The 24,322-nt window shown below is 59.3% G+C and carries 24 protein-coding genes; 9 read left to right on the top strand and 15 right to left on the bottom strand.

The genetic code is table 11. The features are described from left to right. A partial coding sequence (locus tag IIC71_13005; GenBank protein MCH7670098.1) for a TrpB-like pyridoxal phosphate-dependent enzyme occupies positions 1-1,360 on the bottom strand: 1,360 nt, incomplete at its 3' end. 155 nt (positions 1,361-1,515) lie between these two features. Continuing rightward, the gene (locus tag IIC71_13000; GenBank protein MCH7670097.1) at positions 1,516-1,692 is read right to left on the bottom strand and encodes a hypothetical protein; all 177 of its coding nucleotides are present in this window, start codon (positions 1,690-1,692) and stop codon (positions 1,516-1,518) included. A 125-nt stretch (positions 1,693-1,817) separates the two neighbouring features. On the opposite strand from IIC71_13000, the gene IIC71_12995 reads away from it, so the two are divergent. Beyond that, positions 1,818-2,171, top strand: a complete 354-nt coding sequence (locus IIC71_12995; protein MCH7670096.1) for a RidA family protein — start codon at positions 1,818-1,820, stop codon at positions 2,169-2,171. A 5-nt stretch (positions 2,172-2,176) separates the two neighbouring features. Next, positions 2,177-3,430: an FAD-dependent oxidoreductase gene (locus IIC71_12990; GenBank protein ID MCH7670095.1), complete on the top strand. Its 1,254-nt coding sequence runs from the start codon at positions 2,177-2,179 to the stop codon at positions 3,428-3,430. A 56-nt stretch (positions 3,431-3,486) separates the two neighbouring features. Here IIC71_12990 and argH read toward each other — a convergent pair whose 3' ends face one another. The 6 genes from argH to argC are packed head-to-tail and all read right to left on the bottom strand — an operon-like array spanning position 3,487 to position 9,613. Continuing rightward, a complete protein-coding gene (gene argH / locus IIC71_12985) occupies positions 3,487-4,839 on the bottom strand; it encodes an argininosuccinate lyase (protein MCH7670094.1) in 1,353 nt (450 codons plus the stop codon). Beyond that, positions 4,836-6,056: an argininosuccinate synthase gene (locus IIC71_12980; protein MCH7670093.1), complete on the bottom strand. Its 1,221-nt coding sequence runs from the start codon at positions 6,054-6,056 to the stop codon at positions 4,836-4,838. The genes argH and IIC71_12980 overlap by 4 nt, the downstream gene beginning before the upstream one ends. Next, a complete protein-coding gene (argR, locus tag IIC71_12975) occupies positions 6,053-6,517 on the bottom strand; it encodes an arginine repressor (GenBank protein MCH7670092.1) in 465 nt (154 codons plus the stop codon). Before argR ends, IIC71_12980 begins: the two co-directional genes overlap by 4 nt. Continuing rightward, on the bottom strand, positions 6,514-7,419 hold the full coding sequence (argB, locus tag IIC71_12970) for an acetylglutamate kinase (GenBank protein MCH7670091.1): 906 nt from the start codon (positions 7,417-7,419) through the stop codon (positions 6,514-6,516). Before argB ends, argR begins: the two co-directional genes overlap by 4 nt. Then, positions 7,419-8,582, bottom strand: coding sequence for a bifunctional glutamate N-acetyltransferase/amino-acid acetyltransferase ArgJ (gene argJ / locus IIC71_12965; GenBank protein ID MCH7670090.1), 1,164 nt, complete (start codon positions 8,580-8,582; stop codon positions 7,419-7,421). Before argJ ends, argB begins: the two co-directional genes overlap by 1 nt. Further along, positions 8,579-9,613: an N-acetyl-gamma-glutamyl-phosphate reductase gene (argC, locus tag IIC71_12960; protein ID MCH7670089.1), complete on the bottom strand. Its 1,035-nt coding sequence runs from the start codon at positions 9,611-9,613 to the stop codon at positions 8,579-8,581. Before argC ends, argJ begins: the two co-directional genes overlap by 4 nt. 146 nt (positions 9,614-9,759) lie before the next feature. Between argC and IIC71_12955 the strand changes: the two genes are divergently transcribed. From IIC71_12955 to IIC71_12930, 6 genes are all read left to right on the top strand, one after another. Then, positions 9,760-10,221 carry a hypothetical protein gene (locus tag IIC71_12955; protein ID MCH7670088.1) on the top strand — a complete coding sequence of 154 codons (462 nt, stop codon included), beginning with the start codon at positions 9,760-9,762 and terminating at the stop codon, positions 10,219-10,221. Beyond that, on the top strand, positions 10,218-11,399 hold the full coding sequence (locus tag IIC71_12950) for a hypothetical protein (GenBank protein MCH7670087.1): 1,182 nt from the start codon (positions 10,218-10,220) through the stop codon (positions 11,397-11,399). The genes IIC71_12955 and IIC71_12950 overlap by 4 nt, the downstream gene beginning before the upstream one ends. Before the next feature lie 76 nt (positions 11,400-11,475). Beyond that, positions 11,476-12,651, top strand: a complete 1,176-nt coding sequence (locus IIC71_12945) for an acyl-CoA dehydrogenase family protein (protein ID MCH7670086.1) — start codon at positions 11,476-11,478, stop codon at positions 12,649-12,651. Positions 12,652-12,745: 94 nt separating this feature from the next. Further along, positions 12,746-13,273, top strand: coding sequence for a CGNR zinc finger domain-containing protein (locus IIC71_12940; GenBank protein ID MCH7670085.1), 528 nt, complete (start codon positions 12,746-12,748; stop codon positions 13,271-13,273). A 45-nt stretch (positions 13,274-13,318) separates the two neighbouring features. Further along, complete coding sequence (locus tag IIC71_12935) at positions 13,319-14,407, top strand: MarR family transcriptional regulator (GenBank protein MCH7670084.1); 1,089 nt, start codon at positions 13,319-13,321, stop codon at positions 14,405-14,407. After that, positions 14,404-15,312 carry a pseudouridine-5'-phosphate glycosidase gene (locus IIC71_12930; protein ID MCH7670083.1) on the top strand — a complete coding sequence of 303 codons (909 nt, stop codon included), beginning with the start codon at positions 14,404-14,406 and terminating at the stop codon, positions 15,310-15,312. Before IIC71_12935 ends, IIC71_12930 begins: the two co-directional genes overlap by 4 nt. Positions 15,313-15,356: 44 nt before the next feature. On the opposite strand, the gene IIC71_12925 is transcribed toward IIC71_12930, so the two are convergent. From IIC71_12925 to IIC71_12910, 4 genes are all read right to left on the bottom strand, one after another. Further along, positions 15,357-16,745: a CCA tRNA nucleotidyltransferase gene (locus IIC71_12925; GenBank protein ID MCH7670082.1), complete on the bottom strand. Its 1,389-nt coding sequence runs from the start codon at positions 16,743-16,745 to the stop codon at positions 15,357-15,359. Between the two features lie 37 nt (positions 16,746-16,782). Beyond that, positions 16,783-17,205, bottom strand: a complete 423-nt coding sequence (locus IIC71_12920) for a ribonuclease HI (GenBank protein MCH7670081.1) — start codon at positions 17,203-17,205, stop codon at positions 16,783-16,785. 380 nt (positions 17,206-17,585) lie between these two features. After that, on the bottom strand, positions 17,586-18,680 hold the full coding sequence (locus IIC71_12915; protein MCH7670080.1) for a PilT/PilU family type 4a pilus ATPase: 1,095 nt from the start codon (positions 18,678-18,680) through the stop codon (positions 17,586-17,588). A 60-nt stretch (positions 18,681-18,740) separates the two neighbouring features. Then, positions 18,741-19,766, bottom strand: a complete 1,026-nt coding sequence (locus IIC71_12910; protein ID MCH7670079.1) for a histone deacetylase — start codon at positions 19,764-19,766, stop codon at positions 18,741-18,743. Positions 19,767-19,955: 189 nt separating this feature from the next. On the opposite strand from IIC71_12910, the gene IIC71_12905 reads away from it, so the two are divergent. Then, positions 19,956-21,413 (top strand): aminotransferase class III-fold pyridoxal phosphate-dependent enzyme, encoded by a 1,458-nt coding sequence (locus IIC71_12905; GenBank protein ID MCH7670078.1) that lies wholly within the window; start codon positions 19,956-19,958, stop codon positions 21,411-21,413. A gap of 195 nt (positions 21,414-21,608) precedes the next feature. Here the strand turns inward: IIC71_12905 and IIC71_12900 are convergent, their stop codons facing one another. The 3 genes from IIC71_12900 to IIC71_12890 are packed head-to-tail and all read right to left on the bottom strand — an operon-like array spanning position 21,609 to position 24,167. Beyond that, positions 21,609-23,720, bottom strand: coding sequence for a molybdopterin-dependent oxidoreductase (locus tag IIC71_12900; GenBank protein MCH7670077.1), 2,112 nt, complete (start codon positions 23,718-23,720; stop codon positions 21,609-21,611). Between the two features lie 4 nt (positions 23,721-23,724). Continuing rightward, a complete protein-coding gene (locus IIC71_12895; protein MCH7670076.1) occupies positions 23,725-24,048 on the bottom strand; it encodes a hypothetical protein in 324 nt (107 codons plus the stop codon). Next, a complete protein-coding gene (locus tag IIC71_12890) occupies positions 23,961-24,167 on the bottom strand; it encodes a hypothetical protein (protein ID MCH7670075.1) in 207 nt (68 codons plus the stop codon). Before IIC71_12890 ends, IIC71_12895 begins: the two co-directional genes overlap by 88 nt. Positions 24,168-24,322: the final 155 nt, after the last annotated feature.

Below are 24,322 nucleotides of genomic sequence, written 5' to 3'. Positions count from 1 at the left end.
AGCTAATCACTGGTAGGTGTTCGAGGGCGGCGGCGACCTTTTCCTCGGGATACTCGAAGTCGACTAGGTTGCCCGACAGGAACTTGTCGTACGACGCCATGTCGAAGTGGCCGTGACCACACACCGCCGCGAGGATGACCTTCTCCTCGCCGGACTCGCGGCATGCCATTGCCTCGCGGATCGTTGCCGCGATGGCGTGAGTCGGCTCTGGCGCAGGAACAATGCCTTCGGTTCTGGCGAACTGAACACCTGCCTCGAAGCACTCGGTCTGGCCGATTGCTTCGGCCTCCATTAGACCAAGCTCGAAGATATGCGAGAGCAACGGCGACATGCCGTGATAACGCAGACCCCCGGCGTGGATCGGGTCGGGTATGAAATCGTGTCCAAGAGTGTGCATCTTCATCAGCGGGGTCATCCCTGCCGTATCGCCAGAGTCGTAGGCGTAGACACCCTTTGTGAACGAAGGACACGCCGCAGGCTCGATAGCCCTGATGATCGGGTTCATGTTGCCGGCCATCTTTTCCCGCAAGAAGGGAAACATGAGTCCAGCGAAGTTCGAGCCACCGCCGGTACAACCGACGATAATGTCGGGCGTGTCGCCCGCCATCTGCATCTGCAACAATGCCTCTTCACCGATGATGGTCTGATGGAGCAGCACATGGTTGAGCACGCTCCCGAGCGCATACTTGGTGTCGTCCCTCTGGGCAGCTGTCTCGACGGCCTCCGAGATCGCGATTCCTAATGAACCGGGGCTGTTTGGGTCTTGGGCAAGAATGGCGCGACCCGCCTCGGTGAGTGGAGAAGGACTCGAATGCACCGTGGCCCCCCAGGTCTCCATCATCGACTTGCGATACGGCTTCTGTTCGAACGAGGCAGCGACCTGCCAGACCTCACAACTAATGCCGAACAGCCCGCAGGCAAACGCCATAGCACTACCCCATTGGCCGGCACCGGTCTCGGTCACAATCTTCTTCACACCCTCTTGGGCGTTGTAGTACGCCTGCGGGACCGCAGTGTTTGGCTTATGCGACCCGGCAGGGCTCACACCCTCGTACTTGTAGTAGATCTTTGCGGGTGTATGGAGCGCCTTCTCAAGTCGCCGAGCACGATACAGGGGAGATGGCCGCCACAGCCGGTAGATGTCGAGGACTTCGCCGGGGATATCGATGTAACTGTCGGTGCTGACCTCTTGCATGATCAATGCCATCGGGAACAGCGGTGCCAAATCTTCCGGTCCTAGGGGTTCGTGCGTCCCGGGATTGAGCGGCGGTGGAGGTGGTTCTGGCAGGTCGGGAACAATGTTGTACCACTGAGTGGGCATCTCGGATTCATTGAGCAAGTATTTGACCGTGTCGCCCATGCATTCTCCTCAGATGGCGTTGTGCGATCCTACAACAATCGGTTTGCGCGTGAGCCTCTGGCTTAAAACGCGACCTTGCCGCCAACCGTCGAAGCAGGATCGCGTCTCTCACACGTACCGGACGAGGTCAATCCCGGCCTTCCGGCCCGAACGAGCTATGCCGCGTGGGCCATATCACCAGCGTCACACATCGAGCAGGGACCTAGACAACGGGCGACGACATCGAATGAGAAAACGCTCGCCAACCGAGCCTCGGCCCGGTCGAGCACGGTGCTGTAGCGTTCTGAGTGTGGAGTCTTCTTGGTGATTACTGTGACGTTGTTCGTGTCCATACCCGCAACGTAACCGACGGGTGTGACAAAAACGGCACACATCTTGCATTCTGGCGTTTACTGGCGCACCATGGTGAACCAACGGACGCCGCAATGGTGGACCGTCACACGAAAGCGTCGTCAACATGAACGATATCGAACACATAGATCCGGATGGATGGTTGCCGGTGGCCACGATTCATAACGATGTTGTCTATCTCTCGGGGGTCGTTCCGGCGGGGGAAGGCTCGGTTGCTGAACAGACCAGATCGGTGCTCGACCAGATCGACGAACGGCTCGCTCGCTGCGGAACATCGAAACACAACCTGCTCGAAGTTTCGATCTGGCTGAAAGACATTGCGACGTTTGACGACATGAACCCTGTGTACATCGAGTGGCTCGACGGCATCCTGCCACCATCGCGCGCATGTGTAGAAGCGAAACTCGCCAATCCGGACTGGGCGGTTGAGATTCGCGTGAGCGCCGTCGTGCCGGGCTAGAGATCATGCGTGTCGCGGTACTCGGTGGAGGTGTCATCGGGATCACCACCGCGTGGGAGCTGCTCAACGCCGGAGCCGAGGTCACGGTCTTCGAAGCCGGACCGGAAGTTGCGGGAGAGGCGTCGGCAGCAAACGCCAGCCTTATCACCCCCGGTCACGCAGTCGTGTGGAACTCCCCGCAGGCACCGTTGCGGTATGCATCGACATTGTTCAAAACCAAATCCCCCGTCGGTTTCAGTCCGTCGGTGTTTGTCCGTTCAATCCCCTGGGTAACAAGTTTCCTCCGCAACAGCACCCCAAGACGAGCGCCCGCAGCCACCACCGCGCTCACCCGTCTCGCAATCTCGAGCGCCCACCGCCTCAGAGAGCTGCTCGACGACGCCGACTACGACATCGACGCTAGCCACCGCGGTGTCCTCTATTGGCACAACACGAACAAGAGCCTTGCCAACGAGAAGCACCACGCCGACTTCTTGGTGTCAGAGGGGATCGACGCCACGATCCTCGACCGGGACGAGCTTCTTGAGCTTGAACCGGCGTTCGGCAGATCTAAAACTCCGCCCGTCGGGGCACTGTACGTCCGCGACGACTCCGTCGGCGACGGCCGTCGCTTCACCGAACACCTCGCCCAGGCCATCACCGCCTCGCCGCGCGGCCAGATCGTTCTCAATGCGAAAATCTCAAAAGTTGCCGTGAGCAACGAACGACTCAGCGTGGCGACCCCCAACGACATTGAAGAGTTCGACAACGTGGTCGTTTGTCTCGGCGCCATCACCGGATCATTCCTCAAACAACATAACGTGCGTCTACCCATCGCGCCCGCAAAGGGCTATTCGATCACCGCAACCGTCACGGATCGCTCGATCATGCCGAAGATCGGCGGTGTCGACTTCAGCGAGTTCTGTGCGATAACGCCTCTCGGCGACCGCCTCCGCGTCACTGCCATTGCCAGGTTCGAAGGCCACGACACAACATTCAAACCGGCCAACTTCGCCACTCACCGCCGCGTCGTAGACAACGTGTTCCCCGGTCTTGTTGACTGGGAAAGCCCTCTCAACGAGTGGGCAGGGCTGCGCCCCATGTCGTCAGACGGCAAGCCCACGATCGATGCGGTCCCCGGCACACCCGGCCTGTGGGTGAACGCCGGTCACGGTTATCTCGGCTGGACACTCTCGATGGCGTCGGCAGACATCATTGCAAAGAAGATGCTGGGCCGAACCGCACCAACCGGCAGCGAACCGTTCGCCTACCGCTGGTAGTGACATCTCCTCGGCGACACAACCGACCAGATCCCGTGCAGTCGCCTCTCATGGTGTCAGCGCAGGTAGCTCCTGAGAGCTGCCAGTTGAGTGCGCACCGAGTTCATCGAGCCGCCGCCCGGTGTTATTCGGCGCTCCATTGATGTCGTGGGGTCCGCAAACTCGACATCGTCGTTTGTGAATTGTGGATGGGCGGCAACAAGATCAGCACCGGTAACTTGGCCCATGGTGCGGCCCTCAGACACGAGCTTGTTTACCAAACGACCCACTGCCTCGTGTGCAACTCGGAATGGCACACCACGCTCGACCAACACCTCGGCAAGGTCCAGAGCGGTCACCCAGCCCACCGGACCTTTTGGGTGAAAGTCGGCTGCCTCAACCATGGTCGCAATGGCGGCCAGCGAGCCGGCCGTGTTGTCGTCGGCCTGGAACACCAGACCCTTGTCCTCTTGCAGGTCGCGGTTGTACGTCATCGGTAGGCCCTTCTGCAGGGCGAGCAATCCGGTAGACGCCGCCAGGACAACGGCGCTCTTGCCACGCACCAGCTCGGCCATGTCTGGATTCTTCTTGTGTGGCATTGCAGACGACCCTGTCGTGTGGCGGTCGGGGAACGACACCCAGTCGAACTCCGTGGTGGCCCACAGGACCAGCTCCTCAGACATACGCGACAACGTGACCATTGTCTGGGCGCAACAGAATGCATACTCGGACACGAAGTCACGAGAGGCAACAGCATCGAGCGAGTTGTCGAACCGCAACGCAAACCCCAACAGCTCTGCGGTCGCGTCTGGGTCCAAGGGAAGCGACGACCCGGCGGACGCCGAGGCCCCAAGCGGTGACACATCAATGCGACGCCTGGCGTCAACAAACCGCTCAGCGTCGCGTTTCAACATCCACGCATAGGCCAGAAGGTGATGCGCAAAAGGGATCGCTTGCGCCTGCTGGAGATGGGTGTACGACGGACTCACCGTATCGCCAACCTCCTCTGCCTTGTCAACCAGGACGCCCATCAGCGATTTGATCTGGTCGACGCGACGCTCGCCCGTCCTGCGCAGGTACAGCCGTAGATCCAGACAGATCTGATCGTTACGCGAACGACCGGTGTGGAGTTTGCCAGCAAGCTCACCAATCAGCTCTTCGAGGCGGCGCTCCACCGCGGAGTGCACATCCTCGTCTGATTCCTTGAACTCGAATGATCCGCTACGTGCCTCTTGCGCAATGACCTCGAGCCCGTCGCTGATAACACCAGACTCGTCGTCGCTGAGAATCCCGACCGACGCAAGCATCTTGACGTGAGCAATGGACCCGTTGAGGTCATCCACGAGCAACCGACGATCGGAAACGTCCGCTGTGAAGCTCCACAGAACATCGTCTGGTTTTTCGTCGAATCGACCCGACCATAAAGTCATTCGCCCTCCCCAAGTCGTTTCTCTGCAAAGGTCCGCAGCCGCAAGGATTGCAGGCGGATGAAGCCCTCGGCGTCCGCCTGGTCATAGACGTCGTCGGCCTCAAACGTTGCGGTTGCTTCGTCATAGAGCGCGTCGCTTGCAGACTTGCGACCCTCGACGATCGCCTGCCCCTTGTACAACTTGAGCCGCGCCTCGCCGGTAACCCGAGACTGCACGTTGTCCATAAACGCCTGCAGCGCCTCGCGTTCTGGGGAAAACCAGAACCCGTTGTACACCATCTCTGAGTAGCGGTTCGCAAGATCGTCGCGCAAATGCAGCACCTCGCGGTCAAGGGTCAGGGACTCGACCGCACGGTGGGCGTGGTACATGATCGTGCCACCCGGGGTCTCGTACACGCCGCGACTCTTGATGCCGACAAATCGGTTCTCCACAATGTCGACACGTCCGATGCCGTGACGTCCACCCATCTCGTTGAGGGTCGTCAGCAATGCCACCGGGTCAAGATCAACGCCGTTCACGCTCACCGGGTCGCCGTGCCGGTATCCAATAGTCACCATCTCGGCCTCATCAGGTGCATCCTCAGGGTTCACCGTCATCCTGAACATGTCGGCTGGTGGTGCGGTCCATGGGTCTTCGAGTACACCACCCTCGTAGGAAATGTGCAACAGGTTGGCATCCATCGAGTAGGGCATTGCCGCGGTTACGGGTGTCGGGATGTCGTACTTCTTGGCATACTCAACCAGATCCGCCCTTCCACGCATGTCCCACTCGCGCCACGGAGCAATCACCTTGATATCGGGTTTCAGCGCATACGCTGCGAGCTCAAACCGAACCTGATCGTTGCCTTTCCCAGTTGCGCCATGTGCAATGGCGTCAGCGCCGGTCTCGCGCGCAAGCTCAACAAGACCCTTGCTTATGACCGGTCGGGCAAGCGAAGTTCCAAGAAGGTAATAACCCTCGTACACGGCGTTCGCCCGGAACGCAGGGAACACGTAGTCCTTCACGAATGACTCGGTGAGATCCTCCGTGATCGCATCCAGAGCGCCGGTCGCCATAGCCTTAGCTTTGGCCTCCGCGACCTCCTCACCCTGTCCTACATCGGCGGTGTAGCAGATGACTTCAGCGTCATACTCTTCCTTGATCCATCTCAGAATCACCGATGTGTCGAGCCCACCGCTGTAGGCGAGCACTACTCTGTTGATGTTACGCTTGCTCATCGGGCAGCTCCAATCTGTTCAAGTTCTTGTGCAACGTACAGCGCGGGGCGACTCTCGGCGCACACGATCATCACCGTGTCGTCACCCGCCACCGTCCCGAGCACTCCCTCGAGTCCGGAGTGGTCGATCGCGCCCGCAACAAGGTGCGCACCGCCCGGCGGAGTCCGCAAGATGACGAGATTCAGCGATGTCGAAATGGAGAGGACGAAGTCAGCAAGCGCACGGGTGAGGGCGCGATCCGCGATGTCCTTGGTGAGATGGTCGGCTACCTCGTAGAGATACACACCATCAGGCCGACGTACTTTCACGGCGCCGATGATGTCGAGATCACGCGACACGGTCGCCTGCGTCACGGTGTGACCCTCCCCCTGCAGGAGCTCGACAATCGTGCTTTGGCTTGGCACCGATTGTGTTTTGATGAGCCGCCGGATTGCACGGCGCCGTGCCGCCGTCGACGTCATGCGTTCGACCCCTTCGTGATCATGGTGCCGATACCCTCTGGGGTGAACACCTCAAGCAGGACCGCGTGTTGCACGCGGCCGTCGAGGATGTGAGCCATCTCGACACTGCCTTTCAACGCATCCACACAGGACTGAAGCTTTGGCAACATCCCGGCGGTGATCGACGTCGAACCAAGCATTTCTTCGAGCGATTCGACCGTAATCCTCGAAATGAGGGAATCTTCACGCCCAAGATCCTCATACAGGCCTTCGACGTCCGTCAGGTACACCAGCTTGGTTGCTCCAAGGGCGATCGCCAGCGCGGCAGCAGCGGTGTCTGCATTGACATTGAGCGTCTCTCCTTTGGGGCCCCGCGCCAGCGGTGCCACGACAGGCACGAACCCCTGGCTTTGGAGACCCTTAATCAGCGTGGTGTTTACATGAACCACTCGACCAACATGGCCGAGCGCCGGATCGATCTGTTCGGCAAGAAAGAGGTTGGCATCAAGACCGTTGACACCGGTCGCCAACGAACCGTGCGTATTGATGAGCCTGACAATGTCGGGGTTCACTTCACCTATGAGGGTTGCCTGCACAACAGAAATGGTGTCGTCGTCGGTGACACGCAACCCATCCACAAAGGTTGACTCAATACCCCGCTGCTTGAGCGCCCTTGAGATGTGGGGACCGCCGCCGTGCACGATGACGGGATTGATACCGACGTAGTGGAGCATCGCGACGTCATCGGCAAAGGACTCCCGTAACGCAGCGTCGACCATTGCGGAACCGCCGTACTTGATGACAACCGTGGTGTCCCGATATCGCTTGATGAACGGCAGCGCCTCGCTAAAGATGCGCGCCTTACCCATGCCGGTGGCTATGCGTGACTTCACCTGCGTCGGTGATGTGTGGCCGGTTGTCATCAGGATCTCTCCCCGTTAAACGCCACGTACTCCGGCGTGAGGTCGGTAGTGACGATGGTCGCCGCTCCCTCGCCACCTCCGACGGTGATATCAATTTCAAAATCTCCATCCTTGAGGCGCGCGAGCAACGACGATTCGTCGTAGTTGACCTGCACACCACCGGCGGCAATTTCCACGCCGCAGTACGCGACGGAGAACATCCCGGCGTCGATCGGGATCGTCGATGCCGCGGCCGCACCGAGCAGACGCCCCCAGTTCGGGTCGCCACCAAAAAATGATGCCCGAACGAGGTCTGAATCGCAGATGTCACGACCAACCAGACGGGCTTGTTGATCGGTGCCTGCACCCCGAACGTTCAAAGTAATGACCCGCGTCGCCCCTTCGGCATCGTGCGCCATTTGGTTGGCAAGGTCGAGACAAACCGCTGAGAGTCGGCCGGCGAACTCCCCAAGATCTGGTGTCGCTGCGGACATCCCAGAGGCCATCACTATCACGGTGTCGTTTGTCGAGGCGCACCCGTCGAGGGTGAGCGAGTTGAACGAAACCACAACCGCTTTACGTAGGGCATGGTCGAGCTGGGCACTCGTGAGTCTGGCGTCGGTGGTGATGACGCAGAGCATCGTCGCCATGTCCGGGCGGATCATTCCAGCGCCCTTGACCATGCCACCGATTATGTAGCCGTCCGCGCTCACCGTCGCCTCTTTGATGACCGTGTCAGTGGTCATGATCGCCTGCGCTGCTGCGGTACCTCCCTCTGGCGAAGCGGATGCGTTTGCGATCGCCTGTGGCAGAGCGGCAACCATGCGGTCGACCGGAAGCGAAGACCCGATGGTGCCGGTAGAACACACAAGGACCTCGGCTGGTTCACAAGAAAGCAGCTCTGCCATTGCCTCGATCGTGGTCACCGCCAATGCATCCCCGCTCGGCCCCGTACCGGCATTGGCACCACCGGAGTTGAGCACCACGGCGCGTGAACCGGGCTGTGTCATCACGTTGTGCGCGCTGAGACGGACCGGTGCAGCGGGCGCCTGCGATGTTGTGAACACGGCCGCTGTCGGTATCACCTCGTCCGCGATCACAACGGCAAGGTCGAGAGCGCCGTCCGACTTGATGCCCGCGGCGACCCCATTTGCCCTAAATCCTCTTGCCGCGACAACGCTCATGGCATCGCCCCTGTGGATGGGAGCCCCAAGGTTTCTTCCCATCCATATGACACGTTGACACACTGCACAGCCTGCCCGGCGGCACCCTTGAGGAGATTGTCAATCGCTGAAACGATGATCGCCAACCCGGCGTGTTGGTCCACACGTACGGTCACCATTGCGTTGTTCGAACCAACCACCCACCTCGTCTGCGGTGGTTCATCGACGACGCGCACAAACGGTGCATCCGCATACGCTTTAGTGAGCGCCTCCCTCAGCTCTTCCTCAGACGCCTTGGTCTTGCAGTAGGAAGTTGTCAGCTCACCGCGCAACATCGGGACGAGGTGTGGGGTAAAGGTGACAACGGGGTCGACCGCCCCGACCGCCTCAAGACCTTGCTCGATTTCTGGCCGGTGTCGGTGGGTGACGAGCCCGTATGCGGTGGCGTTTTCGCTCGCAGCGCCGTAGTGGAGGTTGTCCTTTACGGAGCGACCCGCACCCGATACTCCAGAAAGCGAATCGACGATCACACCGGATGTATCGACAAGACCGGCCGTGACGAGCGGTGCGAGGCCAAGCAGCGCACCCGTCGGATAACAGCCAGGTACCGCAATCCGGTCGGCACCGATCAGGTGCTTTCCGAACAACTCGGGTAGACCGTACACCCAGCTACCGAGCTGCTCGGGTGCCGGGTGTTCAATGCCATACGCCTCGGTGTACCGAACCGGATCTGTCATCCGAAAGTCTGATCCCAGATCGACGAGGACCGCTCCCCGGTTAAGAAGTTGCATTGCGGGCGCCGCCGATGCACCGTGCGGTAGCGCAAAAAAGACAACGTCAATTTCGGGGACCTCGGAGGGTTCGAGCGTGGCAAGCACACGCTCGCCGCCCGACAGATGTGGGTGGACTGAACTGAGAGGTTGCCCAGCCCGGGAGTGGGCGCCGATGTGAACAAGTTCAAGATTTGGATGTCCGTCAACGAGACGAACAAGCTCACCACCGGCATAACCGGACGCCCCAAGAATGGCGACGCGTTTGGATTCAGTAAACATGGTTCGGCCTCGGCTTAGTATCGCGAGCGGTGATTATACGCATATGCGTATGTCGGTCAATTCGGGTAAACCCAAACCGTTTTCTTAGGGAACAATCAGGGGTATCCCCAATAGATGCACCGAGCATCGCCCCATACGATCGGGGCATGACCTCGCAAACTCAGATACAGACCGTAGACGACAGTGTTATCAACGTTGTCCGGATTCTCGTGCTCATCCAGGGTGGTATCGCCTTTGTATCGACTCTTGAAGTGGGCTTCATCACGGCCTTGACAGGCGGCGTCACGATCGTCTCGGTTATCGTCACCGCACTCGCTGCGCTCATCACACTTCGACTCTCCAGGGGACTCCGGAGAGGTTCTCCCAGAGCCAGAAAGTACACCATCAGGATCGAGAGGCTGATAGTTGCGATCACTGTTATCGAGCTCTTGCTGACCCTTTTCCTCGCACACAGCCTCCCGGGACCGGTTCCCGTGTTGACACGCTTAGTGCTTCCCATCGCTGTCATCAGACTGCTGCGCCAACAGACCGCGCTGAGAGTGTTCAATGTTCCACCAAAACGACGTCGTTGGTACCGCAGACCTAGAACTGCGGGGACGACCGCATGAGCAGCAGCCTCTCAAGCGCCGGCGCTGCAGTAACGGCCCTACGCGACGCCGGAGACTATCTGGGGAGTCCCTTGTATCGGGTGATCCCCGAACCCGGAGCGGGCTGGGTCGCCCTCGCCCTTTTCGCGATATGGGTGCTGTTGCTCCGGTGGCGTGACACCCGAGGAACCAGGTCGGCCACACTCACCGGCTACCGCGCCCTGCCAACCGACCGACGCTTCCTGGCGTGGTTGTTGGCATCGACCGGAGCAATCCACATCGGCCTAGCGCTTGGTGACACGTTTGACATCTACGCGGTCGGGTTCGCATTCGACGGTGTCCTCCTGTTTGTGATCGCGCGCCGCCTCGTATTGGGCAGGCGTTGGAGAAAGTGGGCAGCGATTGTCCTCGTCGGGTCGATTCTTGGTTTCGTTGTCTCGTCTCTGGCAGGCAACGCCCCGGACCAAACCAGCCTCGTCACCAAACTTGTCGAAATCGCCGCTCTCGGCGTTGTCCTCAGTCCGTCCCGACCAGGCCGATTCCGTCAGCTAGGCGGATCCGTAGCCTTGATCGCGATGCTGGTTCTTACGTCTGTGGGCTCATGGGCCGGGGCGTTCAACGCCGGCGCGGGTGGACATCACCTTGGCGAAGTCCCCGAGCCGGGGGTCCTTTTACCGCTCGGCGAGGACCGAGAGCCGACCGAAGCCGAACAGGCAGCCGCCGACGAGCTCTACGCCGCAACGGTCGCCAACGCGGCGAAGTACGAGGATGTCGCCCGCGCAGACGCCGACGGGTACGACGTGAATGCGATGTCTGGCCGAGAGTTCCACGCTGGGAACGAGCGCTACAAAGATGATGGTCTGATACTTGACCCAACCCGACCCGAGAACCTGATATACGCCGAGGGACCCGACGGGCCGGTACTTGTCGGCGTGCTGTACGAAATGTCACAAATCGGGGTTCCCGGTCCGGCGGTTGGTGGGCCGCTCACGGTATGGCATGCGCACGACAACTTCTGCTTCGCAGTGACGCCACCCGCCATTGCGGGCTTGGTCTCGCCACTCGGCATGTGCCCTGTTGTGTCCATTGCGATCCCGATCACCGGCGAGATGCTCCACATCTGGACGTTGCCCGGGGCACCAGAACCATTCGGCGATCTTGACGAGCAATGGCTCGACGCGTATCTCGGCAACCTGTAATGCGGCGATAACTTACCGTGCGCCGCGCATCGGCGACCCACAGGCTAAGTTGGGAACCACCCCAATCGGAGAAACCATGACAGCGACCGAGACCGCTCGAATCAACGAACTCATCGACGAGCTGATCGCTAACTACGACCCCGCTGGGGATCGCCTTGAGTTCATGGGTGCGCAGTTTGATGCCGGTCTGGCATGGGTCAGGTTCCCTGTCGGCAAGGGCGGCCTTGCAATGGCACCGCAGCTTCAAGATCTGATAGACACTCGACTCGACACCCTCACAGCGCATCGTCCTTCATTCTTCCACCTCATCGGCCACGGTATGGGTGCGCCAATGCTGATCACACACGGCACCGATGAACAGCATGAAGCTCACCTACGGCCGCTGTTTACCGGTGAGGACATCTGGTGCCAACTGTTCTCAGAGCCAGGGGCTGGAAGTGATGTTGCGGGGCTTTCTACAAGGGCAATCCGTGATGGTGACGAGTGGGTGGTCAACGGTCAAAAGGTGTGGACGACGGTGGCGCAGATCGCCAAATGGGGGATGCTCGTGACGCGGACCGACCCGGATGCCCCAAAACATCGCGGCATGACGTACTTTCTTATGGACATGACGGCCCCCGGTGTTGATATTCGACCTGTTCGTCAGATCACCGGCGAGGCGGAGTTCAACGAGGTCTACTTAACCGACCACCGCATCCCAGACTCGAAGCGGATCGGCGACGTAGGTGATGGATGGCGGGTGGCGTTGACCACGCTGATGAACGAACGCGTTGCTATCGGCGGTGCGGTGGAGCCGCGCAATTCCGGTGCGATTGGCGAGTTGCTCGACGTGTGGCGCGACCGCAAGGTTGCAGGCAGCCGAGACGCCCTCATGAAGCTGTGGATACAGGCCGAAGCTGCGCGGCTGACGAATATGCGCGCCAGCCAAAACCGCTCCGCCGGCACACCGGGACCCGAAGGGTCGACAGGAAAACTTGTGTTTGCAGACCTCAACAAGAAGATCTTCGAAATGGCGACCGACCTTCTTGGCCCAAGCGCGATGCTGTACGACGACTACTCCTTCGTGATTCCCGAAGGAGCAACGCAGCGAGACCGAGATCCGCGTCGGCGATTCTTGCGGTCGCGCGCCAACTCGATCGAGGGCGGCACGTCCGAAATTATGAGGAACATTATGGGCGAACGGGTTCTGGGACTCCCCGGCGAGCCCCGAGTCGACAAGGATCTTCCGTGGAAGGATGTACCACGCGGGTAATGATCGTTCTTGGTGCCCGCTCACCCCAATTCGCCGATAATCTCAATCCGTAACGATTAGAGTGGTCATGACCATTACATGATCGGGAACGAAGATGGACTACGCGCACTACACCGATGAACCTGTCATGCTTGCTCGTGACCTCGTTAACCTCTTTAACGACGATGTTGCGCTCTCGCGTTTTGAAGAGTTCATAGACGAAAAGGGATTCGACGAGACCACTGCCGTGCACCAGCGACGCCTGCCTGAAGTTGAGGCTTTAGCGGCAACATTGCGCGACGTCTTCCACGCAGAGTCAGGGGCCAGGAAGGTAGAAATTATCAACCACCTCCTCAGCGAGTCGAAGATAGAGCCGCGCCTAGTCGATCACGACACCGGTGGTGTCCATTTCCACTACACGGCTAACGACTTCCCGTTGTTGACCAAGCTGCGTGCGTACACCGCAATGGGTCTTGCGATGGTCGCTTCTCAACACGATCACGGACGCCTCGGGTCTTGCGTTGCCAGCGGCTGCCGGAAAGTGTTTGTCGACACGACGCGCAACGCAAGCAAACGCTTCTGCTCTGCACCCTGCGCAAATCGGACAAACGTCGCTTCGTTCCGTGACCGCAAACGCGCGTAGACACTCGTCTAGTGAGTAGACTCTTGTTGATGTTATGCTTGATGGATGCCGACTCTCACTGCCCAAGAAGCCCGGGTTCTCGATCATCTGCGAAGTGACCCTTTTCTAACGCAGCAGGACCTTGCGGTTCACCTCGGTAGCACCCGATCGACTGTCGCGACCCACATTCGCTCGCTTGTCGACAAGGGATATATCGAGGGGCGGGCCTATGTGCTCAGTAAACCCGATCCGGGTGTGCTCTGTATTGGCGGTATCAACGTGGATGTTGCATTTCGACTCGACACCACTCTGGTTCAGGGAACGTCAAACATCGGCACAGCCACTGAGACTCCAGGCGGGGTTGCACGCAATGTTGCGGAGGCAGTCGTAGTCGCGGGGACACCGGCAATTCTCTTGGGGCCGATTGGTGATGATGCTCGCGGCATAGCGATCATCAACAGCACAACACGAGCAGGCGTGGAATGCACCGGCGTCGTCGTGCGACCGGGGGAAAACACCGGTGTGTATACCGCGGTGATCGGCCCTGATGGTGATCTCGTGATTGGGCTTAACGACATGCACGTTCTCGACACCGTTGCTTGGGATGACATTCGGCCGACGCTGTCGCAGCTTGCCAGAACGAGATGGATGTTCGTTGATGCGAACCTGCAACCCGATGTCATCGCTGCGGCGGTCGCTGCGGCGGTCGACGCAAAGGTATCGATTGCGGCCGACGCCGTCAGTGTTCCCAAGGCGCACAGGCTTGCCGAATCACGTTTTGATCTCGTGTTCAGCAACCTCGAAGAAGCATCCATACTGCTCGGGACCGACTCCGGTTCTGCTGGCGACGCCGTCCGAAGCTTTGTAGATGCCGGTCACAAAGCCGCTGTCGTCACCGATGGTTCGCTCGGGGCATGGTGGGCTGACGAGAGCGGGTCGGGGCATTGCCGGACGGTCGATGCCGTCGGTGGCGATGTCACCGGCGCAGGCGACTCGCTCATTGCAGGGACTCTTGCAAGCCTCTGTCAGGGCAGCCCACTCGCCGATGCAGTGACTGCCGGCATACGACTTGCGTCCCAAGCCCTCAACCTTGTTGGCGGCTCACACGCGGTGTTCCAGCAGTCGGCGCAGAGTACCACCCTGGAGAACATGTGAAACGTCAGCTCGTCATCCACCCCGAGGTAGTGCACGCGCTCGCCGCCGCCGAACCTGTCGTCGCCCTTGAATCCACGATCATTTCGCACGGAATGCCATTCCCGAAGAACCTTGAGACGGCGCGCCAGATCGAAACTTCGGTCCGCTCCGGGGGCGCAGTGCCCGCCACGATTGCATTCCTCGACGGTGCGGCACACGTAGGTCTGGAGTCCTCGGCGCTAGCTCGACTTGCTGAGGAGACCGATGTCGCCAAAGTGTCACGACGCGACATCGGAGCCGTTCTGCAAGCAGGACGAACCGGAGCGACGACCGTCGCGACAACGATGCTGATTGCAAAAGCAGCAGGGATTAGTGTCTTTGCTACCGGTGGAATCGGCGGGGTGCATCGCGGCATTGGCCAGACACTCGATATTTCAGCAGACATCACCGAACTCGGCCGCACGGGAGTCGCCGTCGTGTGCGCCGGCGCCAAGTCAGTACTTGATCTTCCAAACACGCTCGAAGCCTTAGAGACGGCGGGTGTCCCCGTCGTCGGTTACAGAACTGATGACTTCCCCGCGTTTTTCTCGAGAAGCTCTGGCCTTGCAGTGAGTGTGCGGTTAGACACACCTCGAGAAATCGCCGACATGCTTGCCGCCCATTGGGAGTTTGGCCTCGAGACCGGGGTCGTGATTGCAAACCCGATATCGCAAGAGGACGCCATACCCGTCTCCGACATCGACCAAATGGTCGTCGCGGCCCTCGCCGCGGCCACCGAAGAAGGGATATCGGGCAAGGACGTAACGCCATTCCTCCTGAAATACCTCAACGAAGCGTCGTCCGGCGCAACGCTGATCGCAAACATTGCCCTGGTACTTTCAAACGCAAGGCTCGCAGCCGAGATCGCAGCTGCCCTGCCGCGATGACTTAGCTCTGCAATGGAACGTCGCGCGATTCGGCGTCGGTGTACTCAACCCCGGTTAGAAGACCATTCATCCAGCATTGCTAACGCTTCCTCTTTTGAGTACGGACCATCGTCGAGACGGCGCTCAAGCAGCATTTTCATCGCCTCTCCTACTTCAGGTCCAGGCTCGAGGCCGAGATGTTCCATCACATCGCGCCCGTCGATTGGTGGCCGAATCGCGTCGAGCGCCTCCCTCTCACGAAGCGCTGTGATCCGGGCCTCCATTTCGTCGATCCTGCGCGAAATGGACGCCGCCAGCTTTTCGTTTCTCGTCGTCACATCACAGCGGACAAGCTCGTTGAGTGAATCGAGAAGCTCACCTGCGTCACGAACGTAACGCCGAACCGCAGAGTCGGTCCAACCCATCTTGAATGTGTGAGGGCGCATGTGAAGAAATACCAGCTGGGAAACATCGCGAATGATTCTCTTTGGATACTTCATTTCGTTCATACGACGGCGTGCCAAACGAGCACCGACAACTTCATGATGGTGGAAAGACACACCGTGCTTCCCGAACTCCCGGGTCTGCGGCTTGCCGACATCGTGGAAGAGTGCCGCAAGTCGCAATACAAGGTCGGGCGATGTCTTCTCGACGACCGCAATGGAGTGCGCCAATACATCCTTATGGCGGTGCACTGGATCTTGCTCCAGCGCCAACGCGGTGAGCTCAGGTAAAAAGACATCGGCGAGCCGCGAACGTACCAATCCGTCGAGGGCAGCACCCACGTGCTCGCCAACAATTAGCTTATCAAACTCGGCACGAACCCTCTCGATTGAAACGATGGCGAGCCGGTCGGCCATCTTTTCGACACCGGCCACGGTCGACGGGTCCGCCGCGAATCCGATTGTCGAAACGAACCTGTACAGCCGCAACATGCGCAGAGGATCGTCCCCGAAGGACACTTCGGGCGAGCTTGGTGTGCGAAGAGTTTTCGCGGCCAGATCGACAAGACCACCATGCGGGTCGACAATGTAGGGTTCTGTCGCGTCTGTGGGAAGAGCAAGGGCCATGGCGTTGACGGTGAAATCACGCCGTGATAAGTCTTCCTCGATGGTGTCCGAGAAAGATACTTTGGGTTTGCGAGACTCACTGCGATACACCTCCGACCGGAACGTTGTGATTTCGTAGATCGCACCGTCATGGACCGCACCGATCGTTCCGTATGTCTCACCCACCAGATACAGGTCGTGAGCCCACGACCCCACGATGCTCTTGATCTCATCGGGTCGCGCCGCTGTCGCAAAATCGAGGTCGGGACTCGACCGATCAAGCAGCGCATCGCGAACGGTTCCGCCGACCAAGTACAAGTTGTGACCGGCGTCAGCGAACAGCCGAGAAAGTTCCACCGTCGGCGAGTCGGGAGCGAGGAGCGGTTCGAGGCGAGGAGGGATCATTGTCAGCAGAGGTTACCGGCTCCGCCGCAAATCGTGGTTAGGTACGCCAGCCGCTCGCCAAGGCATCTGCGTACTCGTTCCAGCGGTAACCGCTGTGGGCAGCGATCCATTGAATTGAGATTTCAGGCCGATTCCGAAAGGCGTAGTGGGCGCGTTTCACAAGATCTAGGTTTTCGACTGGACCACTTTTGCGTTTCCAACCTCGCTTCTCCCAACCGCCGGCCCACTCGACCAGGGTCTGAACGGCAAGGCGAGAGTCCGTGTAGATAACAGCGCTAGTACCAGATGGAACAATCTCGATACCGGCAATGATGGCAGTGAACTCCATACGATTGTTGGTCGTGTCCGGATCCGCCCCGGCCAGCGTCTCAACGATTTCATTGTCGACGACGTACACCGCGCCCCATCCTCCGGGACCCGGGTTGGGAACGCTCGATCCGTCGGTGAACACGCCCGACATGGGTCCGTCTTTGAACATGTCAAGCACTTCGTCGGTACTCAGGATGCGCGAGGCGCTGAGACTTTTTGCGCGCTTTTTCGAGCCCGACGCGCCGACACCCAACTTCGAAGACTTCTTCTTGTCTCCCCGACAGTCCATGCATTCGGAAGGCCGCCAACCCGGGTACCTCTCAAGAATATGATCGGGCAAGGAGAACGTATTTCCGCAGGTCTGACAAGTGAAAGAAGACATCGAAGACGCAATGGTAGCGGACTACCCCCCGAGCGAACGTCTTCGCATCGTCCACGACTGCCCGACTATGAAAAAAATATCGGGACGCCCAGATGGTCGCCCCGATACTTTTGCGCCAGCCCCCACTTAGAAATGCGATGTACACATTTCTAAGAGTGTGTGACCAGCCCTGCGTTCTCGGCTGCAAGCTTGAAATCGGATGGGTTGGTGGAACTGACCAACGCATCGTTGAAAGAAACAAGTCCCTTGCGGAACGCCGCCAGGATGGATTGATCAAAGGTCTGCATGCCGTAGTACTCGCCATCCGCAATCACCTCAACCAGGCTGTGGGTCAGCGCAGGGTCGACGATTCGATCGAAAACGCGTTCGTTGTTGATAAGGACCTCGACCGCCGGGATACGGCCACTGTTATCGATTGTGGGCAACAGACGCTGTGACACGATTCCGCGCAACGAACCCGCAAGGATGAGCCGAATCTGGTTTTGCATAGTCGAGGGGAAGAAGTCGACAATACGGTTCACCGTTTCTGTCGCATCAATCGTGTGCAAAGTCGAAAGAACGAGATGACCGGTCTCCGCCGCCCGAATTGCGGCCTTAACAGTCTCCTGATCGCGCATTTCCCCGATAAGGATGACATCCGGGTCTTGGCGAAGCACCCGTCTGAGACCCTCTGCAAAAGATTCGGTATCGACACCTACCTCGCGCTGCGCGACAAGCGACATCTTGTCGGCATGGAGCACCTCGATTGGGTCTTCCAGCGTGATGATGTTGCATCGGCGGGTCGAGTTGATGAAGTCGATCATGGCAGCGAGAGTGGTGGTCTTACCCGAACCGGTCGGACCCGTGACAAGAACGAGACCACGCTTGTGCTGGCAAAGATCGCGGATCACGCTGGGAAGCCCAAGTTCATCAAATGTCAGGCTCGACGAACTGACTGCGCGCATCACAATGTTCACGGATCCGCGCTGGCGGTAACAGTTGACACGAAAGCGTCCGATGTCAGGACGTCCGTACGCAAAGTCTGCTTCGTTGGTCGAGTCGAATTCGGCTCGCATGCGGTCCGACATGAGTTCTTTGGCAATCTCCTCGGTGTCCGAAGGCTTCAGCGTCGGCAGATTCGAGAGATGAAGCTCCCCATTTATCCTGTATGCAGGAGGTGACCCGACCTTAAGATGCAGGTCCGAGCCTTCGACCGAAGCAAGCTTTTTCAGAAGCTCATCAACGGTTGGTAATCCATCAACCACGCTAGAAATCCCTTTCGGTGCATGCTGCTGAATCAACTATCGGACTATCAGTGGCTTTCTTTAACCAATGCCCCGATTTGTCAGCCCGAAGTGGTTGTGGATCTCCGACGCAACGGTTGACGCTATCTGAAATGCCGCCGTGTCGTCTGCAACGGGTGATGGGGCAGTCTTGGGGTGTTGCAGACCCGCAACTGTGTCAGTGACCGAAGCCGATACGGCATCGAGGGCGTAACCTCCCTCGAAGAACAGCACTGTTCGGTGTGTGGGAACAACTGAGGACAACATCGACGCCATCTGCCGATAGTCTTTACGATCCAGGGAAATCCTCGCGAGGCGGTCATCGCGGTGGGCGTCGTATCCAGCGCTGACGAGCAACCAGTCCGGCGCAAATTCGGCGAGCATCGGAAGTATCGCGTGGTGAAACGCCCACCGATACGCGGCGCCATCGGTACCGGAGGGAAAAGCAAAGTTGAAGTTCGTACCCGCTCCGCGGCCAGCACCGGTCTCGTCCACCCAACCGCTGCCCGGATAAGCGGGGTACTCGTGTAACGAGACGTAGAGGACGTCAGGATCTTCGTAGAAGGTATCCTGTGTCCCGTTGCCATGGTGAACGTCCCAATCAACAATCGCGACACGCTGCCCTTGACCCGTCAGATACCGAGCGGCGATCGCGATGTTGTTGAACAGGCAAAAGCCCATAGCGCGGTCAACCAGGGCGTGGTGGCCCGGCGGCCGAGTGATGACAAAGGCGGCGTCACCTTTCTTGTTGTCAAGGTCGTCGACGGCCTGGATACCAGCACCCGCCGAACGGAGCGCAGCCTCCCAAGAGCCTGCAACGACGCGGGTGTCGGCATCGAGCGCACCGCCGCCTGCGCGACAAAAACGCTCGATTGCATCTATGTAGTCGCCGGCGTGAACAAGACGGAGCAGATCCCGATCAATCATCTGCGCAGCGACATCAATCGTGTCCGCACCCGACGCGGCAATGCCGGCGAGTGCCGCCTTGATACGCGACGGACGCTCCGGATGACCGGCGCCGGTATCGTGGCGCAGGCTTGCCTCGTGCGAATAGACCAGCAGCTTCATGGAAGTTGATGCTAGGCGTCTGGCACCCACGCGTCCCCCTCACATACGAGCTGAGGTAGCGCCAGAGTCCTGTACGGGGTGTCGCGCACCTTGGTACTGTTCCCGGACTGCCCCGACTACTGGAGGAACGACGTGGCACCCACCGCTGGATCACACGACGCAGACCTCCTGATCTCACGTCTTGGAGAAATGCGCCGACACGGAGGCGCGGTACGCACCGTCGGGCTGTCTGATACGACAGTCGCGGACTTCCTCACGCACGACGATTCTCTTGCTGTCGCCATCGGCCGGGCAGTCGAACAATTCGACAAGCTCAAAATCGACCATGCCGATCTACTCGCTCTTGACGAAGCCGCCCAGTGCGCCAGGGTCCAGGACGGATTTATAAACTTCTACCCCGGCGACCAAGTCAATCCGTACGTCGCGATCGCTGGGCAGGGTCCATGGATTGTGACGCTCAACGGCGGTGTGATCTACGACTGTGGCGGGTATGGCATGCTCGGGTTCGGGCACGCTCCTGAAAACGTGATCGACGCAATAAGCCGACCGCACGTCATGGCGAACGTCATGACACCGTCGCTTAGTCACATGAACCTCGTCGACCGGCTCCGCAGAGAAATCGGCCACACACGTGACGGCGATCATCCATTTGCAAAGTTTGTCTGTCTCAATAGCGGGTCCGAGATAGTGAACATCGCAACAAGGCTGTGTGACATCAACGCCAAGCTCATGACCGACCCAGGCGGTCGATACGACGGCAGCCCCATACGGTCGGCGAGTATCGCTGGCGGCTTTCACGGCCGCACCGACGGCCCCGCCCGCTTTACGGACTCGACCAGCAAGAAATACCGCGAACACCTAGCATCTTATCGCGACATTGACCCGCTGCTCACCGTCGAACCGAATGATGTCGACGGGCTCGAGGCGATGTTCAAAGAAGCCGAGAACGAGAACCAGTTCATCCAGGCGTTCCTCATGGAGCCGGTCATGGGTGAGGGCGACCCGGGTAAGTCCATCACGCCTGAGTTCTACGAACGCGTCAGAGAACTAACAAGTCAACATGGCGCTCTTCTGCTCGTCGATTCGATCCAAGCAGGGTTCCGTGCTCACGGGGTGCTCTCGATAGTCGACTACCCGGGGTTCCGGCATTTGCCGCCACCAGACATGGAGACATACTCAAAAGCTCTCAACGCCGGCCAGTTTCCCTTGTCGGTGTTGGCAATGTCAGCATCGACAGCCGCCCTGTACCAGACGGGCGTGTACGGCAACACAATGTCAAGCAACCCTCGCGCAATGGACGTTGCCGTTGCAGTACTCGACAGCGTGACGCCAGAGTTACGCGAGAATATCACCCGTCGCGGTCGCGAACTTGTCGACGGCTTGAACCGGCTTGGCCAAGAACTGGATGACACAATCATCAAGGTACAAGGGACCGGCCTTCTGCTGAGTTGTGAGTTACATCCGCGCTTTGTGGCGACAGGAGAGAACAGCACGGAGGAGTACCTGCGCAAAAACGGCCTCGGTGTCATCCACGGTGGGACTAACTCGCTGCGCTACACACCACCGTTCGACATTGACAATGCAGGCGTCGATCTCATCCTCGAACGAACCCGCAACGCCCTCACCACTGGACCGGTTCTGTCGTAACGACCAACACGATCCAGCACAAAAATGCCCTGCCGGATACATCCTTCACGGAGACCTTGCCCCTGGAAAAAGTCCACACGTCCACCCCCTCGAAGACGACGAGCCGCCCGCCTGCGAGATGCGTGGCGTGGTAGGACCAAAACGAGAACCGTAAATCGCCGGTAGGGCGCATTGGTCGCGATGTGCACCGTCCGCTCACCCTGCAGTCGTTGTTGCTGAAACCACCTGCACTAGATTTTCGTGGAATGCGGCCGAACCAATCCCGTCGGTGCCGACTGCAGGGTTGGTCAGGATGTTGACGCCGCGTTCTTGACGTTCATCGCCATTCCACCAACCAAATGGCATCGAAATAACACCCGGCTGCACGGCATCCGAGATCGTGACATCTAGCGTCATCGAACCGCGATCGTTGAAGACGTCGACGGAGTCACCTCCGCTGATACCACGTTCATCGGCGTCCGTCACATGAATCTCGAGTCGGGGCGCACCCTCGCGCGGAAGGTGATTCGCAAACCCGCCGTAGGACGAGTTGAGAAACTTCACATGTTGCTTGCGGGTCAAGAGGGTGAGTGGAAAACGGGCGGCTAGCTCGGGGTCACCTTCGGGCGTTTCCGACCCTGGCCGATAGGTGACCGCACCCAAAGCAAGGCGGCCGTCTGCGCTCTCGATCGGAGCATCAACGTTGGGCCTGAAACCGGACTCGACATTGAGGCGCGCCCATCCTTCGGACCACAACCGTTCGTACGTGATGCCTTCTAACCATTGATGCTTCGAATCGAGCAGCACACGCACCAGCTCTTCGTCACTCATCGCCAACATCGGGTCCGACATGTCCATCTCAAGCGCGAGGCGTCGAAAGATTTCAGTGTTGGGAAGCGCATCTCCGACCGGTGCAATCGCCGGCCTGTTGAGAGCCAAATAGAGATGTCCCCAAGCTGGAGCAAGATCGAGATGCTCAAGCTGCGTTGTCACCGGCAGCACAACGTCCGCGTAACGAGCGGTGTCGGTCATGAACTGCTCGAGCACGACGCAGAACAGATCCTCGCGCTCAAGACCCGCGATGACCGCGTTCTGATCTGGCACGATGACGGCCGGGTTGCAGTTGTGAACAAACAGGGCCTCAATCGGAGGTTGCAACTCCGAGTCTTGAAGGATCGCACCAAGCGCAGCCATGTTGAAGGTTCGCCTCGCGTCCCCGACCGGTTCTGGAAAATTGAGGGCCTGCTCGAAATACACAGATGTCGAGCGAGCGAGGCCGCCGCCGCTCTCCTGCCACGCACCCGTCACCGCAGGGAGCAGAGCTATCGAGCGCATGAGGTCACGGCCATGCTCACGGTGCTCCGGACCAATGAGGACGCGGATCGCAGATGGGCCGTTTAAGACATAGGTGCGAGCTAACCATTCGATCGTCGAGACATCGATACCCGTGATCGTGGCGGCCTCATGCGGAGGCATCGCCTCGGCCGAGTCATTGAGTGCCGCCCAACCAGTCGTTTTGCCTGCAATCCAATCGTCGTCAACGAGGCCGTCGCGGCTGATGACGTGGATCATGGCGAGTACCAACGCCACGTCGGTCCCTGGACGGATCTGTAGAAACCGGTCGACCTCGGGTGCCGACGCCGTTGCGGTCCGAATCGGGTCGATCACGACGATCGTTGCACCATTTCTTTTTGCTTGCGCGATGGTTGGCCAGAGATGACGGTTTGTGAGCAGGGTATTGGTCCCCCAGAGAATCACAGTTTTCGCCCTCGCGATGTCTTCCGGGTCGATGCCGGTCGGTAGACCAAGTACATCGGACGCCCCAAGCGTTGCGGTTGTGCCACAGAGGTGACGCCGAATGTCACTCGCCCCAAACACCTCGAAGAACCTGTCAGACATGATGCCCATCTGAATCGCGCCTTGGGTGCCCGCAAATGAGTACTGCAACACGGCCTCGGGGCCTGAGGTCTCGGCAATGGAACCAAAACGCGTTGCGATTTCTGCAATCGCCTCCTCCCATGTGATCTTCTCAAACGCTCCGCTCCCCTTACGGCCCACGCGTCGCAGGGGTGTCAACAATCGATCAGGGTGGTACACCCGCTCGACAAAGCGGCTCACCTTGGGACACAGCTGACCCTGCGTTGTCGGGTGGTCTGAGTTGCCGCGGAGACGGACAACACGACCATCCACCACGGAGGCGTCCCACACACAGGTGTCCGGACAGTCGTGATGACATGCCCCACGGATGACAGATGCACCGTTCTCGGCTCCTGACCCCTCCGGTCGTGTGTCACCAAGGGGATCATGTGGCTTGTCGGTTCCCTGCATACCGTCAACCTAGCGTCAATAGAATCGCCAAAATACTATCAACGACGGTTGAAAACTGCGCGTCCGCCATGTTCTCGAACTCGAAATGGGTACCCACGGGGTGACACTCGAATCCGTTACCTTCCCAGTACGCACTGTCTGCGGTAATGTCGTGCGACGCAAGTGCGGTGAATTCGTCGTCTCCGAGATTATCGACGATAGGCAACGGCCCGCCTCGGCGTACGACTCGGTGAAGCTCCCTTAGGCCGGGGTCGGGGCCCCAGTCGCGAGAGAAGAAATACGCCCAGGTGGCGTATCCCGCATCGAATGATCCATCAGTAAAAGGCAACCGTTCCGCGGCAACCGGACGTCGAGTGCGTCTATCACGAGACCCGAACGGTCCATGGCGCGACGTTCGATCGCAAAGATGTCAGGCTGCTCGGCCCCGTAGAAAGGAATCACCGCCATAGGAAGATTGTAAGAACCCGTAACGCGGCGCGACAAAGCTACGGTCACGACCGTTCAGCGTCTCGCCAACCTCATCAATCGAATGACAGTGCGAGACCGCCGACGAACAACCCCCACGGTCCGTGGGGCGGTGTCGGCATCACCGCCCAGGGCCG

The sequence above is a fragment of the Acidobacteriota bacterium genome (assembly GCA_022562055.1).
In the GTDB taxonomy this organism is placed as follows: domain Bacteria; phylum Actinomycetota; class Acidimicrobiia; order Spongiisociales; family UBA5794; genus BMS3BBIN02.
Note: the sequence above shows the minus strand (reverse complement) of the source record. Positions and strands in the feature narration are given on the sequence as shown.

Excerpts from the sequence above, each read along its gene's own strand:
- IIC71_13000 (MCH7670097.1), bottom strand. The coding sequence starts at position 1,692 with ATGGACACGAACAACGTCACAGTAATCACCAAGAAGACTCCACACTCA.
- IIC71_12995 (MCH7670096.1), top strand. The coding sequence starts at position 1,818 with ATGAACGATATCGAACACATAGATCCGGATGGATGGTTGCCGGTGGCC.
- IIC71_12990 (MCH7670095.1), top strand. The coding sequence starts at position 2,177 with ATGCGTGTCGCGGTACTCGGTGGAGGTGTCATCGGGATCACCACCGCG.
- argH (MCH7670094.1), bottom strand. The coding sequence starts at position 4,839 with ATGACTTTATGGTCGGGTCGATTCGACGAAAAACCAGACGATGTTCTG.
- IIC71_12980 (MCH7670093.1), bottom strand. The coding sequence starts at position 6,056 with ATGAGCAAGCGTAACATCAACAGAGTAGTGCTCGCCTACAGCGGTGGG.
- argR (MCH7670092.1), bottom strand. The coding sequence starts at position 6,517 with ATGACGTCGACGGCGGCACGGCGCCGTGCAATCCGGCGGCTCATCAAA.
- argB (MCH7670091.1), bottom strand. The coding sequence starts at position 7,419 with ATGACAACCGGCCACACATCACCGACGCAGGTGAAGTCACGCATAGCC.
- argJ (MCH7670090.1), bottom strand. The coding sequence starts at position 8,582 with ATGAGCGTTGTCGCGGCAAGAGGATTTAGGGCAAATGGGGTCGCCGCG.
- argC (MCH7670089.1), bottom strand. The coding sequence starts at position 9,613 with ATGTTTACTGAATCCAAACGCGTCGCCATTCTTGGGGCGTCCGGTTAT.
- IIC71_12955 (MCH7670088.1), top strand. The coding sequence starts at position 9,760 with ATGACCTCGCAAACTCAGATACAGACCGTAGACGACAGTGTTATCAAC.
- IIC71_12950 (MCH7670087.1), top strand. The coding sequence starts at position 10,218 with ATGAGCAGCAGCCTCTCAAGCGCCGGCGCTGCAGTAACGGCCCTACGC.
- IIC71_12945 (MCH7670086.1), top strand. The coding sequence starts at position 11,476 with ATGACAGCGACCGAGACCGCTCGAATCAACGAACTCATCGACGAGCTG.
- IIC71_12940 (MCH7670085.1), top strand. The coding sequence starts at position 12,746 with ATGGACTACGCGCACTACACCGATGAACCTGTCATGCTTGCTCGTGAC.
- IIC71_12935 (MCH7670084.1), top strand. The coding sequence starts at position 13,319 with ATGCCGACTCTCACTGCCCAAGAAGCCCGGGTTCTCGATCATCTGCGA.
- IIC71_12925 (MCH7670082.1), bottom strand. The coding sequence starts at position 16,745 with ATGATCCCTCCTCGCCTCGAACCGCTCCTCGCTCCCGACTCGCCGACG.
- IIC71_12920 (MCH7670081.1), bottom strand. The coding sequence starts at position 17,205 with ATGTCGGGCGTGTTCACCGACGGATCGAGCGTTCCCAACCCGGGTCCC.
- IIC71_12910 (MCH7670079.1), bottom strand. The coding sequence starts at position 19,766 with ATGAAGCTGCTGGTCTATTCGCACGAGGCAAGCCTGCGCCACGATACC.
- IIC71_12905 (MCH7670078.1), top strand. The coding sequence starts at position 19,956 with ATGCGCCGACACGGAGGCGCGGTACGCACCGTCGGGCTGTCTGATACG.
- IIC71_12900 (MCH7670077.1), bottom strand. The coding sequence starts at position 23,720 with ATGCAGGGAACCGACAAGCCACATGATCCCCTTGGTGACACACGACCG.
- IIC71_12890 (MCH7670075.1), bottom strand. The coding sequence starts at position 24,167 with ATGGCGGTGATTCCTTTCTACGGGGCCGAGCAGCCTGACATCTTTGCG.